Source organism: Gammaproteobacteria bacterium, assembly GCA_027296625.1.
Lineage (GTDB): Bacteria > Pseudomonadota > Gammaproteobacteria > JAKEHO01 > JAKEHO01 > JAKEHO01.
This window is the reverse complement of sequence record JAPUIX010000183.1, coordinates 45,633-59,374: the sequence shown is the minus strand read 5'-3', so window position 1 is coordinate 59,374 and position 13,742 is coordinate 45,633. Positions and strand designations below refer to the sequence as shown.

Annotated in this window: 17 protein-coding genes; 4 read left to right on the top strand and 13 right to left on the bottom strand. The window is 56.0% G+C overall.

Annotated features, from left to right (window positions below):
* Window positions 1-14: 14 nt before the first annotated feature.
* Together O6944_11685 and O6944_11680 are read left to right on the top strand one after the other, a co-directional pair.
* Window positions 15-1,187, top strand: coding sequence for a PilT/PilU family type 4a pilus ATPase (locus tag O6944_11685; protein MCZ6719795.1), 1,173 nt, complete (start codon window positions 15-17; stop codon window positions 1,185-1,187).
* Window positions 1,188-1,289: 102 nt separating this feature from the next.
* The gene (locus O6944_11680; GenBank protein MCZ6719794.1) at window positions 1,290-2,348 is read left to right on the top strand and encodes a PilT/PilU family type 4a pilus ATPase; all 1,059 of its coding nucleotides are present in this window, start codon (window positions 1,290-1,292) and stop codon (window positions 2,346-2,348) included.
* 31 nt (window positions 2,349-2,379) lie between these two features.
* On the opposite strand, the gene O6944_11675 is transcribed toward O6944_11680, so the two are convergent.
* The 13 genes from O6944_11675 to gshB form a co-directional block, all read right to left on the bottom strand.
* A complete protein-coding gene (locus O6944_11675) occupies window positions 2,380-2,658 on the bottom strand; it encodes a hypothetical protein (protein MCZ6719793.1) in 279 nt (92 codons plus the stop codon).
* 90 nt (window positions 2,659-2,748) lie between these two features.
* Window positions 2,749-3,051, bottom strand: coding sequence for a hypothetical protein (locus O6944_11670; protein MCZ6719792.1), 303 nt, complete (start codon window positions 3,049-3,051; stop codon window positions 2,749-2,751).
* A gap of 68 nt (window positions 3,052-3,119) precedes the next feature.
* Window positions 3,120-4,037 (bottom strand): dihydroorotate dehydrogenase electron transfer subunit, encoded by a 918-nt coding sequence (locus tag O6944_11665; protein ID MCZ6719791.1) that lies wholly within the window; start codon window positions 4,035-4,037, stop codon window positions 3,120-3,122.
* Window positions 4,038-4,057: 20 nt separating this feature from the next.
* Window positions 4,058-5,344 (bottom strand): dihydroorotase, encoded by a 1,287-nt coding sequence (locus tag O6944_11660; GenBank protein MCZ6719790.1) that lies wholly within the window; start codon window positions 5,342-5,344, stop codon window positions 4,058-4,060.
* Window positions 5,344-6,324 carry an aspartate carbamoyltransferase catalytic subunit gene (locus O6944_11655; GenBank protein ID MCZ6719789.1) on the bottom strand — a complete coding sequence of 327 codons (981 nt, stop codon included), beginning with the start codon at window positions 6,322-6,324 and terminating at the stop codon, window positions 5,344-5,346. Before O6944_11655 ends, O6944_11660 begins: the two co-directional genes overlap by 1 nt.
* Window positions 6,321-6,827, bottom strand: coding sequence for a bifunctional pyr operon transcriptional regulator/uracil phosphoribosyltransferase PyrR (gene pyrR, locus O6944_11650; GenBank protein ID MCZ6719788.1), 507 nt, complete (start codon window positions 6,825-6,827; stop codon window positions 6,321-6,323). The genes O6944_11655 and pyrR overlap by 4 nt, the downstream gene beginning before the upstream one ends.
* On the bottom strand, window positions 6,824-7,288 hold the full coding sequence (gene ruvX, locus O6944_11645) for a Holliday junction resolvase RuvX (GenBank protein ID MCZ6719787.1): 465 nt from the start codon (window positions 7,286-7,288) through the stop codon (window positions 6,824-6,826). Before ruvX ends, pyrR begins: the two co-directional genes overlap by 4 nt.
* Window positions 7,285-7,845 (bottom strand): YqgE/AlgH family protein, encoded by a 561-nt coding sequence (locus O6944_11640; protein MCZ6719786.1) that lies wholly within the window; start codon window positions 7,843-7,845, stop codon window positions 7,285-7,287. The genes ruvX and O6944_11640 overlap by 4 nt, the downstream gene beginning before the upstream one ends.
* 83 nt (window positions 7,846-7,928) lie before the next feature.
* Complete coding sequence (locus O6944_11635) at window positions 7,929-8,930, bottom strand: TonB family protein (GenBank protein ID MCZ6719785.1); 1,002 nt, start codon at window positions 8,928-8,930, stop codon at window positions 7,929-7,931.
* Between the two features lie 17 nt (window positions 8,931-8,947).
* Window positions 8,948-9,457: a Gx transporter family protein gene (locus O6944_11630; protein ID MCZ6719784.1), complete on the bottom strand. Its 510-nt coding sequence runs from the start codon at window positions 9,455-9,457 to the stop codon at window positions 8,948-8,950.
* 75 nt (window positions 9,458-9,532) lie between these two features.
* On the bottom strand, window positions 9,533-9,895 hold the full coding sequence (locus tag O6944_11625; protein MCZ6719783.1) for a NusG domain II-containing protein: 363 nt from the start codon (window positions 9,893-9,895) through the stop codon (window positions 9,533-9,535).
* Entirely contained in the window at window positions 9,892-10,929 is a 1,038-nt protein-coding gene (locus tag O6944_11620; protein ID MCZ6719782.1) for an FAD:protein FMN transferase, read from the bottom strand. The genes O6944_11625 and O6944_11620 overlap by 4 nt, the downstream gene beginning before the upstream one ends.
* Entirely contained in the window at window positions 10,926-11,888 is a 963-nt protein-coding gene (gene gshB, locus O6944_11615) for a glutathione synthase (GenBank protein MCZ6719781.1), read from the bottom strand. Before gshB ends, O6944_11620 begins: the two co-directional genes overlap by 4 nt.
* A gap of 119 nt (window positions 11,889-12,007) precedes the next feature.
* Between gshB and hemC the strand changes: the two genes are divergently transcribed.
* Window positions 12,008-12,940, top strand: coding sequence for a hydroxymethylbilane synthase (gene hemC / locus O6944_11610; protein MCZ6719780.1), 933 nt, complete (start codon window positions 12,008-12,010; stop codon window positions 12,938-12,940).
* Window positions 12,933-13,742: a uroporphyrinogen-III synthase gene (locus O6944_11605; GenBank protein ID MCZ6719779.1), complete on the top strand. Its 810-nt coding sequence runs from the start codon at window positions 12,933-12,935 to the stop codon at window positions 13,740-13,742. Before hemC ends, O6944_11605 begins: the two co-directional genes overlap by 8 nt.

The following is a 13,742-nucleotide window of genomic DNA, read 5'->3' as shown; positions in this document are numbered from 1 at the left end:
GCAGGAGAATACTGATGGAACGCGAACAAGCAATCAAATTTATGCGGGATGTACTTAAGCTTATGGTCGGTAAAGGCAGTTCCGATCTGTTTGTCACCGAAGGCTTTCCACCCGCAATCAAGGTCGATGGCAAGATCACGCCAATCTCGAAGACCAAGCTGACGGCTGAGAATACCAAGGAACTGACCTATGCCATCATGAACGATAGGCAGTTCAAGGAGTTTGAAGCAACAAAGGAATGCAATTTCGCTGTCGCGCCAACGGGGATCGGACGCTTCCGTGTCAGTGCCTTTGTTCAACAGGGACGCGTTGGTATGGTGCTCCGGACCATCAATACACAGGTTCCCACGATCGACGAGCTGGGGCTACCCGAGATATTGAAGGATATTGTGATGACAAAGCGTGGTCTTGTGATCCTGGTGGGCGGCACGGGCCATGGTAAGTCGACTAGTCTCGCCGCGATGGTTGATTATCGAAACGAGAATAGCTATGGGCACATCATCACTGTTGAGGATCCCATTGAGTTCGTCCATCAGCATAAGAATTGTGTTGTTACCCAGCGGGAGATCAGTGTCGATACGGATGATTGGTCTATCGCGCTTAAGAACAGCTTGCGACAGGCACCGGACGTCATCCTGCTGGGCGAGATCCGCGACCGTGAGACCATGGAGTTCGGGATTGCCTTTGCCGAAACGGGACACTTGGCGATGGCTACACTGCATGCGAACAACTCGAACCAAGCATTAGACCGCATCATCAACTTTTTCCCGGACGACCGTCGCCAACAGTTGTTAATGGATCTGTCGTTGAACCTCAAGGGATTTATTGCTCAGCGGCTGATCAGACACCGGTCTGGCAAGGGGCGGGTTTGTGCGGTGGAGATCATGTTGAACTCACCGTTGATGTCGGACCTGATCCTCAAAGGGGAAGTGCATGAGATCAAGGTGATCATGGCGAAGTCCAATGAGATTGGCATGATGACCTTTGATCAGGCGCTATTCGACCTCTATGAAGATGACAAGATCACCTACGAAGATGCATTGCGAAACGCCGATTCAATTAATGAGTTGCGCTTGCGCATCAAGCTACAAGGCAAGGACGCGAAAGAGGCGGACAAGTTGGAAGGACTAGACCACCTCAGCCTAGAAGAGAAAAAGGAAGCACAAGCAAGGGGGTTACTCCGCTAGCTCCTTTCCTCATTGGTTCCGGGTAGCCCCTTACATCCATTAAATATTCGCGTTTTTGTAGGGTTCGGTTTTCAATTTCAAAAGCAACATCATCGAGTAACCATGGACATCACACCTTATCTGAAGCTCATGGTCGAGAAGAACGCCTCGGACTTGTTCTTTACCGAGAACTCACCTGTCAAGATCAAGATCGAGGGGAAGATGAGTTCGGTGGGCAAGACCATGCTGACCGGCGAGATGACTAAGGCAGCTGCCTACGGGATCATGACCGATCACCAGATCGCCTACTATGAGGAGCATCTCGAGGCAGATTTTGCCATTTGGTTGCCGGACAGGTCGGCCCGCTTTCGGGTCAATGTCTTCCGGCAACGGGGTGAAGTGAGCATGGTCTTGCGCCTTATTCCAACCACGATCCCGACCATCGATCGGTTGGGGTTACCGGTAATTCTCAAAGATCTGATTATGCAAAAGCGAGGCCTTGTCTTGATGGTAGGTGCTACCGGCACCGGCAAGTCGACAACTATTGCCGCCATGATCCAGCACCGCAACGAGAATGCGGATGGGCATATTTTGACTATTGAAGACCCAATCGAGTTCGCGTACCCGAATATCAAATCTATCGTCAACCAACGGGAAATAGGGCTCGATACCTATTCCTATCGCAATGCTTTGAGGAGTTCAATGCGTGAAGCGCCTGACGTCATCGTCATCGGCGAGATCCGCGATCGTGAAAGCATGGCCGCCGCACTGGTTCTTTGTAATACGGGGCATCTTTGCGTTTCCACCTTGCACGCCAATAACGCGAACCAGGCAATGGAGCGTGTTGTAAACATGTTTCCTCAGGAACACCATAAACAACTGTTCCTGGACCTTTCGATGAATCTTCGCGCAGTGATCTCGCAACGGCTGCTTGAAGGGTTTGATGGTAAGCGTTGCGCAGCGATCGAAACTATGATCAATACGCCGCACATTGGCGATCTCATCCTCAGGGGGCACGTGGATGAGATCAAAGAGGCGATGGAGCAAAGCGGAGCGCGCGGCATGCAGACGTTTGATCAGGCCCTTTTTAATCTTTATAAGGAAGGGCGTGTCAGTCTGGATGAGGCGCTGAATAATGCAGATTCCCGTACCAATTTGGAGGCGAAGATCAATTTCGGTTGAGTGCTGCCATCCTCTGTGGTGCTTCGAGCGCCTAGGGCGCTAGCGTGGCTCGGCAAAGGTAAAGCGCCTGCCGGCTTTCCCAGTATTTTTTTTCAAACGGCGATAACGGGCGCAAAGGGATGAAGCGACTCACCTCCGCGTTCCTTCCTGTTGCCAGTCTTATCGCCTCAGCAAATTCCAACGCGTAGTTGTGCCAGTTGCTTCTCAGCTCGATGACACCACCTAGACTGAGCAGCGTGGGGAAGACTGGGTGGGCATGCCAACGCCGTTTTAGGTGTTTCTGCTTGGGCCAAGGGTTTGGGTAGAGCAGGTAATGGCGGACCAGGTGCCAACCGGCGTGCTTGGCAAGGCGCCAAAAGTCGACCAGATCAGCACGGACTAAGGCGTAGTTATCCTTGAGTTAGATGGGGCGCCCGCCTGTACGGCGATAGAGGCGGTGCCGTGACTTATCAATACCCACGACAAAGGCCTGGGGGTGGCGTTCAGCGAGGATCCGGGTGCTCTCCTCAATACCACAGCCCGAATCCAATACCAGCGCCCCCTGATGTCGGCGCCAGGTGCGATGGGTAAGCTGAAACGCGTGCAGGTTATGGGTCTTAACCGGCCTTAAGAACGGTGTGGTGAGATGCCTTGCAAGCCGTGTTCCGAGGCCCCTATGGGGATAGGCTTGGTTAGTTGAGACAGGCCGCGATGTGCCATGCATCGATGTTTCCTAAGTGGCTTTGCATGCCGCCGTCGGCGGCCGCGGATCGGGACGGTATGGCCGTACAGCTATACGGGGTAGATACGTTTAGCATCGAATACTGGACCATCGACACAGACGCGCTTCATGGTCGGCCCTTGGTCCGTTAGCACGTGTACAACACAGCCCGCACACCCACCAACCGCACAGGCCATATACTCCTCTACACAGACTTGGCAGGGCAGTTGCAAGGAGCGCGCAAGCGCCGCGACCGCACGGAGCATGGGATCAGGCCCGCAGGCGAATACCTCAACCTCGTGCCGATCTGTGTCATCCAGGGCGTGGAGGGTTGCCCGGGCCAGGTCTGTCACATAGCCCTCAAAGCAGCCAGGATAGCCAGCCAGACTGGCCAGCCGGCTTGGGATCCCCCAATCTTCCAGGAGGGGCATGGCAGCAATCACACCGTTGGGCACGCTGGGGACGAGGATCCGCGAGGGGCGCGGCTTAAAGGGAAAGGGGATCTCGGAGCCCATGAGCACCAGGGGCTGGCAGGCATTGGCGGCATTCTTGAGGTGCTCCGCGAAAAAGATCATGGGGGGAATGCCAACACCACCGCCGATCAGCAGCGGTCGACCCCGATAGCCCTCAAGCTTGAATGGCACACCGATGGGGCCGATCACACTCAGGACCTCACCGATCTGCCGTCTCGCGAGTAACTGCGTGCCTTTGCCGTGCTTTTTATAGAGGATTTCGATCCAGCCGGCCTTGGGGGCCGTGCGCATGATCGACATGGGCCGGCGCATCAGCAAGGTGGGCGCGCATTGGAGATAAACAAAGGCGCCGGGACGTGCATGGGCAGCGGTTTGGGGCGCGTTGAGGCGCATAATGAATTGGCCCCCGGCACGGGTCTCGTGCGCGAGCACGTTGGCTGCCTCGACAAAGATCGTGTCGCGCTGGTCCCGCTGCGCCATAGGGGGAGGCACGGCGTCCCCCTTGGTGTTCGTCATTGCATCTACCAAAGGATCCTCTATACGGAGCGGGTCTCTTCATACACAGTGACGCCACCGAGCAAGGTATGCGTTACTTTCCCCGTGAGTTCCCAGCCGATAAATGGCGAATTTTTGCCCGCGCTTTGCATTGCGACATCGGTCAGAAGCCAGTTGCGGTTTGGTTCAAAGATGCACACATCCGCCGGCGCCCCCGTGGCGAGCGTACCCACATCGAGTCCTAGAATCCTTGCCGGTTTGTAGGTCAATGTGGCAAGTGCGGTTTGCACATCGAAGACGCCGTCATCGACCAGTCGTAGCGTCAGGGGCAAGAGGACTTCGAGCGAGGAGATGCCGGGCTCGGTGGCGCTAAAAGGAGCAGTCTTTGCGTCTTCGTCGTGGGGCTGGTGATCGGAACAGACAGCTCCAATCACCCCATCGCCAAGGCCCCCTCTTAGGCGTTGTTTGTCGCGTTCGGTGCGCAGCGGGGGACGTACGTGGCAGTTGGCATTGTAGTGCCCGACATCCATATCGGTGAGGTGGAGGTGATAGACGCTGACGTCCGCGGTCACGGGTAAACCCCGGCGCTGGGCATCAGCGACCATGTCAACCGCGCGGCCAGTGGAGAGTCGGCAAAAGTGGGCACTGACGCCTGTTTGCTCGATGAGCAATAGATCACGACTCACTGCGACCGTTTCCGCCGACTCGGGTATGCCAGGGAGACCCAAGCGCGTGCTAACAGGTCCTTCGTGGACAACGCCCCGATTCCGCAACCAGGGATCCTCGGCATGGAGCATGACGGTAAGACCGCAGGTGGCAGCGTATTCCATGGCCCGGCGCGCAACCTCCGTGTTGGTGATAGGGGATTGTGCGTTGCTGATCCCGACGCAGCCTTCCGACTTGAGTGCGTGCATCTCCGCCAGGCATTCACCGGCGAGCCCCTGGGTCATGGCCCCAAGGGTCACAACTCGCGCCATGCCCGCATCGTCCGCACGTTGGTGGATGAGCTCGGCGACGGCTGGGGTATCGATGACCGGCCGGGTATCGGGTGGACAGCACAGCGTGGTCACGCCCGCGCTGGCCGCCGCGCGGGTCTCAGAGGCGATGCTGGCCTTGAATTCCTCGCCCGGCTCGCGCAGCCGGGCGCTGAGATCAACCAATCCGGGGCAGATGATCTGTCCTCTTGCATCGATCACCCGGTCCGGTTCAAACCCCACCGGGGCCTGCCCGATGGATTGAATGCGTCCCTCTGCGATATAGAGATCACGGATGCCGTCGATGCCATTTGCCGGGTCGATAAGACGCCCGTTGGCGATCCGTATGCGCATCAGTTGGCTTCGGAGGATACGCTGGCCTGGCTTGCCATGGCTATGGCCATCACCGCCATGCGGACGGCGATGCCATGGCTCACCTGCTGTAAGATTAAAGAATGGGTCCCGTCGGCCACACGCGATTCGATCTCAACACCGCGATTAATAGGCCCGGGGTGCATCACGATGGCGTCAGGTTTCGCAGCCGCCAGCTTTTCTTCAGTGAGCCCGTACATCCGAAAATACTCCATCTCGCTGGGTAAGAGCGCGTATTTCATGCGCTCGTGTTGTAGACGGAGCATGATCACGACATCGACGTCAGCAAGCCCTGCGCTAAGGTCGTGGAATACTTGGACGCCCAGCGATTCGATGCCGGCAGGAATAAGGGTCTTGGGTGCGATCACGCGCACCTCACTGACGCCAAGCGTGTTCAGCGCATGTATTTCGGAGCGCGCTACACGTGAGTGGGCAATATCACCGACGATAGCAACACGCAGTGCGGTGAACTCGCCTTTGTGGCGCCGGATCGTGAAGGCGTCCAATAGCGCCTGGGTTGGGTGGGCGTGGCATCCATCGCCCGCGTTAATGACTCGAATGTCCGGGGAGACGTGGGTGGCGATGAAATGCGCGGCGCCGCTGTTGCTATGGCGGACGATGAACATATCACAGTGCATCGCTTCGAGGTTTCTGAGCGTGTCCAGCAAAGACTCGCCCTTGCAGGTCGCAGAGGTGTCCACGTTGATATTGAGAACGTCGGCAGAGAGCCTTTTGGCGGCCAGTTCGAACGTCGTGCGTGTGCGCGTGCTGGGCTCAAAAAAAAGGTTAACAATGGTTTTGCCGCGAAGCAGGGGGACTTTCTTGACAGCCCGTTGTCCCACTCCGGCAAAAGATTCGGCCGCATCCATGATCCCAAGTAACAGTTCGCGGCTCAGCCCTTCAATGGTTAGGAGGTGCTTTAGGCGACCCTGGTTGTCGATTTGGATACTGTGCTCCGTCATGCCGCCTTTTGCACCACGAGCGCCAGGGGTTCGGGGCCGGTGAGTTTAACATGTTCACCTTCATTGAGCGGCATGTGCTGGCCGACCACATCCGCCTGTATGGGGAGCTCCCGTCCGCTACGCTCCACGAGGACTGCAAGGCGAACACTTGCTGGACGGCCGTAGTCAAATACTTCGTTGAGTGCGGCCCGCACGGTGCGCCCTGTGAAGAGCACGTCGTCCACGAGCACGACGTGACGCTCTTCCACCTGGAAGGGTAGCTTGGATGGTGTCACAGTCGGGTGCATGCCGATGCGGCTAAAATCATCCCGGTAGAAGGCAATGTTCAATTCGCCTAGCGGTGTCTCAAGGCCGAGCAGCTGATGTAGACGTCTTGCAACCCAGACACCTCCGGTATGAATACCGATCAGAAGTGGAGATGTATGGTTCTGGTCGGCAAATTGACGGCGAAGATCCTGTGCCATGCGAGCAAGCAACTCGTCCACGGCGTTGTCAGGCGTCATCGGTCGCCCTTTCCCACGGATGCCTCCCCATTTCTATTGTCATCCAATTTGCGTTTGTCTCGATTCAGAGCGAGCCAGGTCTCAAGGATCACCTGCGCGGCGATCGCGTCCACGGTTTGTCTTGCGCTTTTGCTGCGATCTACGGCTTCGATGGTAGACAGACGCTCATCTACCGGTTGCACTGGTAGCGGGTAGCGGCCTTGCAACTGCCGCATAAAGCGCTCCGCAGCCCGAGTCATCGCTTGGGGTGTGCCATCCATGTTAAGGGGCAGCCCCACGATCAAGGCGTCGGGTTTCCAAGTTTCTATGAGGCGGGATATGGTATCCCAGTCGGGCTGGCGGTTTTTGACCTGTACTGTCTCGAGCGGGCTCGCAGTCGCCGTGAGTGTCTGTCCGACTGCAACACCAATGTGTTTTTCACCGTAGTCAAAGCCGAGCAGCGTCTTTGAGCGCCCTGTCACGCGTGCCCGATATCGTGGGAAAGTCGATCAAGGTCCACACCAACGAGGGCAGCCGCCGAATGCCAACGTTCTTCTGGTGGCGTGTTGAACAGGATTTGCGCATCTGCCGGGCAACTCAGCCAGGCATTCTCAACGATCTCTCGCTCGACCTGGGCAGCTCCCCAGCCAGCATATCCGAGTGCCACAAGGGTGTGTTCCGGGCCGCTTCCATTGGCGACGGCCTCCAAAATATCGCGCGACGTGGCGACGCCAATGTCATCGCCTACATTGATTGTCGCTTCCCACTCCCGCGAAGGCTTGTGGATCACAAATCCCCGCTCTTGTTGTACCGGACCGCCGTGAAAGACCATAGTAGCATTGATAGCAGACTCCGGGCGCTGCATCTTCATTTGTGACAATACATCACCGAGTTCGAGGTCTAACGGCCGGTTAATGATGATCCCCATGGCGCCTTCGTTATTATGGGCGCAGATGTACGTCACCGTCTGGAAAAAATTGGGGTCGGTGAGCGCTGGCATGGCGATAAGAAAGTGGTTTGTCAGATTGGTCGGTTGCATTTCCATAGTATCGGTACTCCGAAAAGAACTTACAAGGGGAATACAACGTCTCCTCAACTACGACACTGCAAAAACGAAACGTTCTATTTACTTAGGAGTCGCTGGCTGCTCAGGAACTGCCAGGTGCGAGTGATATGAAGAATATCAACGTCCTCGCGTATGCCTTCTGGGAAAGGCGAAAAGGGTGCTGCCAAACGTACGATCCGAATCGCGGCGTCATCAAGTATCTTATAACGAGAGGGCCGGCGAATGGTTATTTGATTCACCGTTCCGTCCGGATTCAAAGCAACTTCCAATATCAGACTCCCAGAAAGCTTTCGTTTTCTCGCGTCGTCAGGATAGTTCAGGTTACCGATACGTTCGACCTTCGATCGCCACGCTTCCATATATGCTGCATACTTGTATTCTTTTGTACTTGCGGAGATGAACTTCCTTTTCGGGCGTTTTGCCTTGATCGCAAGTTTTCGCTTTATTTCGGCGCTTAAGCTTGCAATCGCAAAGCTGTTACTGATCAAAGCAGCGGCGCTTGGTGCAGGTCGAGTTTCCGTCAGGAGGGTTTTGCTGCTCGCAATGGGCTTTGGTCTTGGTTCTGTTTTCGCCTTTCCTATTTGTGTGACTGTCGGATCGGTGTTTTCGATCTTCTGATCAGGTTTATTGTTTTCGACGGGTTCTGGTATTTCTGGTGTAGTGCTTTCCGTGGCCAGCTGCCTGACTTCATGTCGTGGCGGAGGTTGCGGTGACAGCTCCTCTGGCTGCGGGGGTGCTTCCCGGACGGGAGGGTGCGCTGCGGTCGGCGGTGGGGCCGTAATCTCAGGTTGAGGAGCAGGGAACGGCGCACGCAGCGGTGCCGCGGCGCTCTCTTTGGTGTCGCTTTCTCCACCTCCTTCGAGGTTGGTTTGGGCGAGATAATCCACGTCTTCAGGGGGCGCTACGCTTTTCTGTTGCACCAGGATGATCTCCATGGCGTCGAAGCGAGGCTTGCGTTTGTCAGTTGGTGTAAACGTTATCCCTAGGATGACGATGGCGTGGACGATAATTGCAAGACAAACCGTCAGCCCAAGGCGATCCGCCGGGGTTACGCTCACGGTGCTAGAAACAGACGTCAAGGATGGGCGAGTTTCCTCAGCATGTGGTGGGCGATTATACCGCTCAGGACGCCGAACAGTAGAGCTGCGCTCATGACGATCGGCAACAGGCGGAACAGCCCTGGGTGCGGAATGAATAGCAGGTAGGCGACCGCGAACTGCCCTGACACGTGCGCCATAGAGGCGAGGATGCTGTAGCCGACCGGTCCGAGTAGGGTCCGGCCCGTTGATAACGTGACAAGACCCAAGACAAAAATGCTCGCCACAGCGCCACTCAGGCTCAAGACGAAGGTCGGGGAAAGAAACGTTCCGAGCAAGACGCTCCCTGCTGTGACACGCAGAAGCGATATCCATGCGGCCATTGCCCAACCGAAATAGATCAAGACAGCGACGGTGATGACATTTGCAAGTCCGGGTTTAACCCCCGGCAGAGGGCTCGGCAGGGCGCTCTCAAGTAGATGAATGGACACCGCGAGGGCCGTCAGCCAGGCGATTCGGAGATCATCACGGGTGGGCTGGAGTACCATATCAACTTACACCAAGCGCCCTCCCCGGCGGTCTTCGTGGAGATAAACATGTAAATCTTGGTCGGCTGCCCATGCCTAGAAGTTAATGGCATCGAATCGGGGGTGTCGGCCCAAGATTTGGATGCTGATCCGGTTGGGCAGACAGGCAGTAAATTCCCCACCATATGAAAGCCAACCGCTGTGAACGCACTGTTTCCCACGGCATGGGGAATCGATGAAACGGATCTTTCCCTCGCGCACTTCTAAACGGCTCGTGCCGAGCGTCCCTGCAACGCGAATTTCATGATCGGTTTGAAGCGACACTATCTCGTGTTCGTTATTGCCCACCAATATACGCGCATAGTGCCCGGGCGCGTCCGCTCCCCAATAGTGGGCGTACAGCCAGGCAACGAGCGCGATCCCCAGTACCAATACGACACGGTCAGCGTAGGTCATCATGACTCTGGTATGCCAATGCCGGTTTGTGGGTCGACTGTGAAGCTGATGCGTTTGGCCATCTCAGGACTCATATGGATATGCCCTCTGTGGTCAATCAGTAGCACGTAGGTTATACCCATGTCGCGCGCCGTTTGTTCCCATAGTTCTGGGCCCGCAACAAACAGCGCGGTGGCGGCAGCATCTGCGATCGCAGCCTCTGGGTGTACTACCGTAACCAGGATGGTGTCATCTGTTGGATAGCCGTTCCGAGGGTCGATAATGTGATGATAGCGCCTGCCCTCGTAGAAGAAAAAGCGCTCATAGTCTCCCGAGGTGAACACGCTTTCGTTACCGACTGTCTCAAGCCAGGCGATAATGCCGTTCTGGCGCGGATGACGAATGCCAATGCGCCAGTGGCGCTCGCCGCGCATACCGATGGCGCCAAGATCCCCGCCGGCATTGACCAGTGCGTTATCGACGCCCATACGACGAAGCTTCCGGATGGCAAGATCAATGGCACGGCCCTTGGCGAAGGCACCAAAGTCCAGCTTGATGGCAGGATTAGCACTCTTTAGCTTGATGCCGTCGATGGCGAGATCATTCATGCTGGGATGTTGTGCGACCAGCGCTCGGATCGCTGATGGCTCAGGGGGCACTGTGGGCAGATCATCTAGGTGGAAGCCCCAAAGCTCAACGAGCTTCCCAATGGCCGGATTGAATAGTCCCCCACTGGACTCGAAGGGCGGTATCGACGCATTGATTAAGCCCATTACTGATGGCGGGGCCGCGATTGGATCGCCCGTGTGCAACAAGGCGTTGATCCTGGCTAATGTGCCCGTTTGCCAAGGGTGCCAATCCTGGTGCAAATAACTGAAGTCTTCAAAAATGGTTTCCTGAGCCCGTTCTGCGGTTGCCTGGTCCACTTCCCAAAGGCTCAGTTCGATAAGGGTGCCGAAGGCGAAGAATTGGTATTGGAAAAGTTTATCTTGCTGATGACATCCCGAGGTCAGAGTAGAATACAGCAGCAGAATAATCGGCGCGGCGTATCGGATCATCTCTTTTGGGCGCCGCTGAGCTGGTGCTCAATAGCGTCGATGACTTGTCCTGCAATATTGGCCTGATAGATCGCCTCAAGCTCACGGATGCAAGTTGGGCTAGTGACGTTAATTTCCGTGAGGTAATCACCGATTACGTCTAATCCAACGAACAACAAACCTCGCTCACGTAATACAGGGCCCACCTCGGCGCATATCCATCGATCCCTATCAGTCAGTGCAACGCCTCCGGCGCTTGCGCCGACAGCCAGATTGCCGCGTATGTCACCCGGCGGTGGTACACGGGCCAAGGCGTACGGGAACGGTTCGCCGTCAATCATGAGTATGCGTTTGTCCCCTGCCGTAATCTCGGGGATGTAGCGTTGTGCCATGGCAAACTGTGCTTCATTTTTTGTCAGGGTCTCGATAATCACGTTAATGTTGGGGTCAGCGTCGCTGATGTGAAAGACTGAAGCACCACCCATGCTGTCCAATGGTTTAAGCACGATTTCCCCATGATCAGCCAAAAACTGACGTATCTGCTCGCCCTTTCGGGTGACCAGCGTCGGGGGCCGGCATTGCGGGAACCAGCTTGCGAACATCTTTTCGTTGGCGTCTCTTAGGCTTTGTGGTTTGTTGACGACTAAGGTGTCTTGGGCTTCCGCATGCTCCAAGATATAGGTGACGTAGACATACTCCATGTCGAATGGAGGGTCCTTGCGCATCAAGATGACGGAGAGTTCAGCGAGAGGGGATGTTTGCTCGCCAGTGATCTGATACCAATTACTGGGATTGTCCTCGAGTGTAATGCGCCGCATGCGCGCACACGCATATTCATTCCTTAGAAACACGTCGTCGAGTTCCATGTAGTCGATCGGCCAACCCCGTGCTTGCGCAGCCAGCAGCAGTGCGAATGTGCTGTCCTTTTTGATGTTGATCCCGCTGATGGGATCCATAATGACGCCGAGTCTTATGCTCATGTGACGTATTTTGGTAAGCTTTATTACTTCATGTCCGAGAGTGTATTCGAAGTGTATGATCGGCGCATGAGGAGCGCACGACCTAATTTGGGATTCTACCTCTGTTTCTTCCCCGCCAGATGACATCGCGCACCCTTCGCATAGCAACACGCAAAAGTCCTCTTGCCCTGTGGCAGGCGGGACATGTTCGTGACAGCCTTTGCAAGGCCCATCCGGGTCTGGAGGTTACAATTATTGGCAGCGAGACGCGCGGCGATAAGCTCGTGGATGTATCGCTGGCCAATATGGGTGGTAAAGGATTATTTATCAAGGAACTTGAGCAGGCGCTTTTGGACGGTAACGCGGATATCGCGGTACATTCCATGAAAGATGTCACCGTTGAGTTGCCCGAAGGCCTCGACGTGCCCGTGATGTTGGTGCGAGATGATCCCCGCGATGTGCTTATATCCCATCGATATACTAGCTTAAATGCCCTACCCGAAGGGGCGAGCGTCGGCACGTCAAGTCTGCGTCGGCAGTGTCAGTTGCGGGCCTATCGCCGTGATCTGATGATCAAGGATCTGCGCGGCAATGTCGGTACTCGGCTAAAAAAGCTGGACGAAGGGAATTTCGATGCCATCGTAGTAGCGGCTGCCGGTGTTAAGCGCTTGGAACTAGCTCGGCGCATCACGGAGTATCTAGAGCCCGAAACGATCTTACCGGCTATTGGCCAAGGGGCCATTGGAATCGAGTGTCGTGCAAACGATAAGAACGTCTTGGATCTTATAGCGCCTTTGAATCATACGGAGACACAATTGTGTGTGGGTGCCGAGCGGGCTGTGAATCGACGCCTCTATGGCGGCTGCCAGTTACCCATTAGCGCCTTTGCCGAGCTTTCCGACGGTGTGCTTTCGATCCGCGCGCTGGTTGGACGTATTGATGGTTCGCGGCTTTTACGCGCCAGCATTCGCGGGCGCGCGGAGGATTTTGACGTACTCGGCACTCACTTAGCTGAGGAGCTCTTGTCCCGCGGGGCCGATGAGGTTCTTGAGGAACTCGTTCCACGTGAGTGACGTGGCACCGTTCCTGTTGACGGACATTTGCGTGATGGTCACGCGGCCAGCTCATCAGGCAGATGGACTCTGCAGACGTATCGAAGCCGAAGGGGGCAACGTGATGCGTTTTCCGGTGATAGCAATTCGAGAACCTGCCGATCCCGGACGCGTGGCGGCCGTAGTGGATAGGCTCGCCGAATTTGAGGTCGCCGTCTTTGTAAGTCAGAACGCTGTTGACTGGGGAATGCGGCTCATCCAGGATCGGGAACAGTCGAGCACGCACCTCAAGATCATTACCATCGGACCCGGGACAGCCGCCGCATTGCATCGTTACGGCGTTACTAACGCCGTCTTTCCCACTGAGCAGGCCAACAGTGAAGCGTTGTTGACTCTACCGGAACTCGCGCCAGGCGCGGTTAATGGGCAGCGCATCCTCATCTTCCGGGGGGAGGGGGGGCCCGATTTTTTGGGTCAGGAGCTTAGCGTTCGTGGCGCTCTGGTTGACTATGCGGAGGTCTATCGACGGGTTCGGCCTGTGGCGAAAGCTGCTACCATCACAGATCCGGGGGGACTAAAGTCCGTTGATATTATTATGACCACCAGTCGTGAGGGACTTCTGAACCTGTTTAATATGATCGGTAAGGACACGCGCGAGCAGTTGCTGCAAATCCCGCTTGTTCTCGTCAGCCAGCGGATGGTGGGGCTGGCGAAAACACTCGGGTTCACCTCAGAATTGTTAATAGCAACGGCGGCGAGCGATGAAGGGTTGGTGGAAGCCGTGAAGGCTTGGTCTTATACATATAAGGAGTCGGAGGAATAA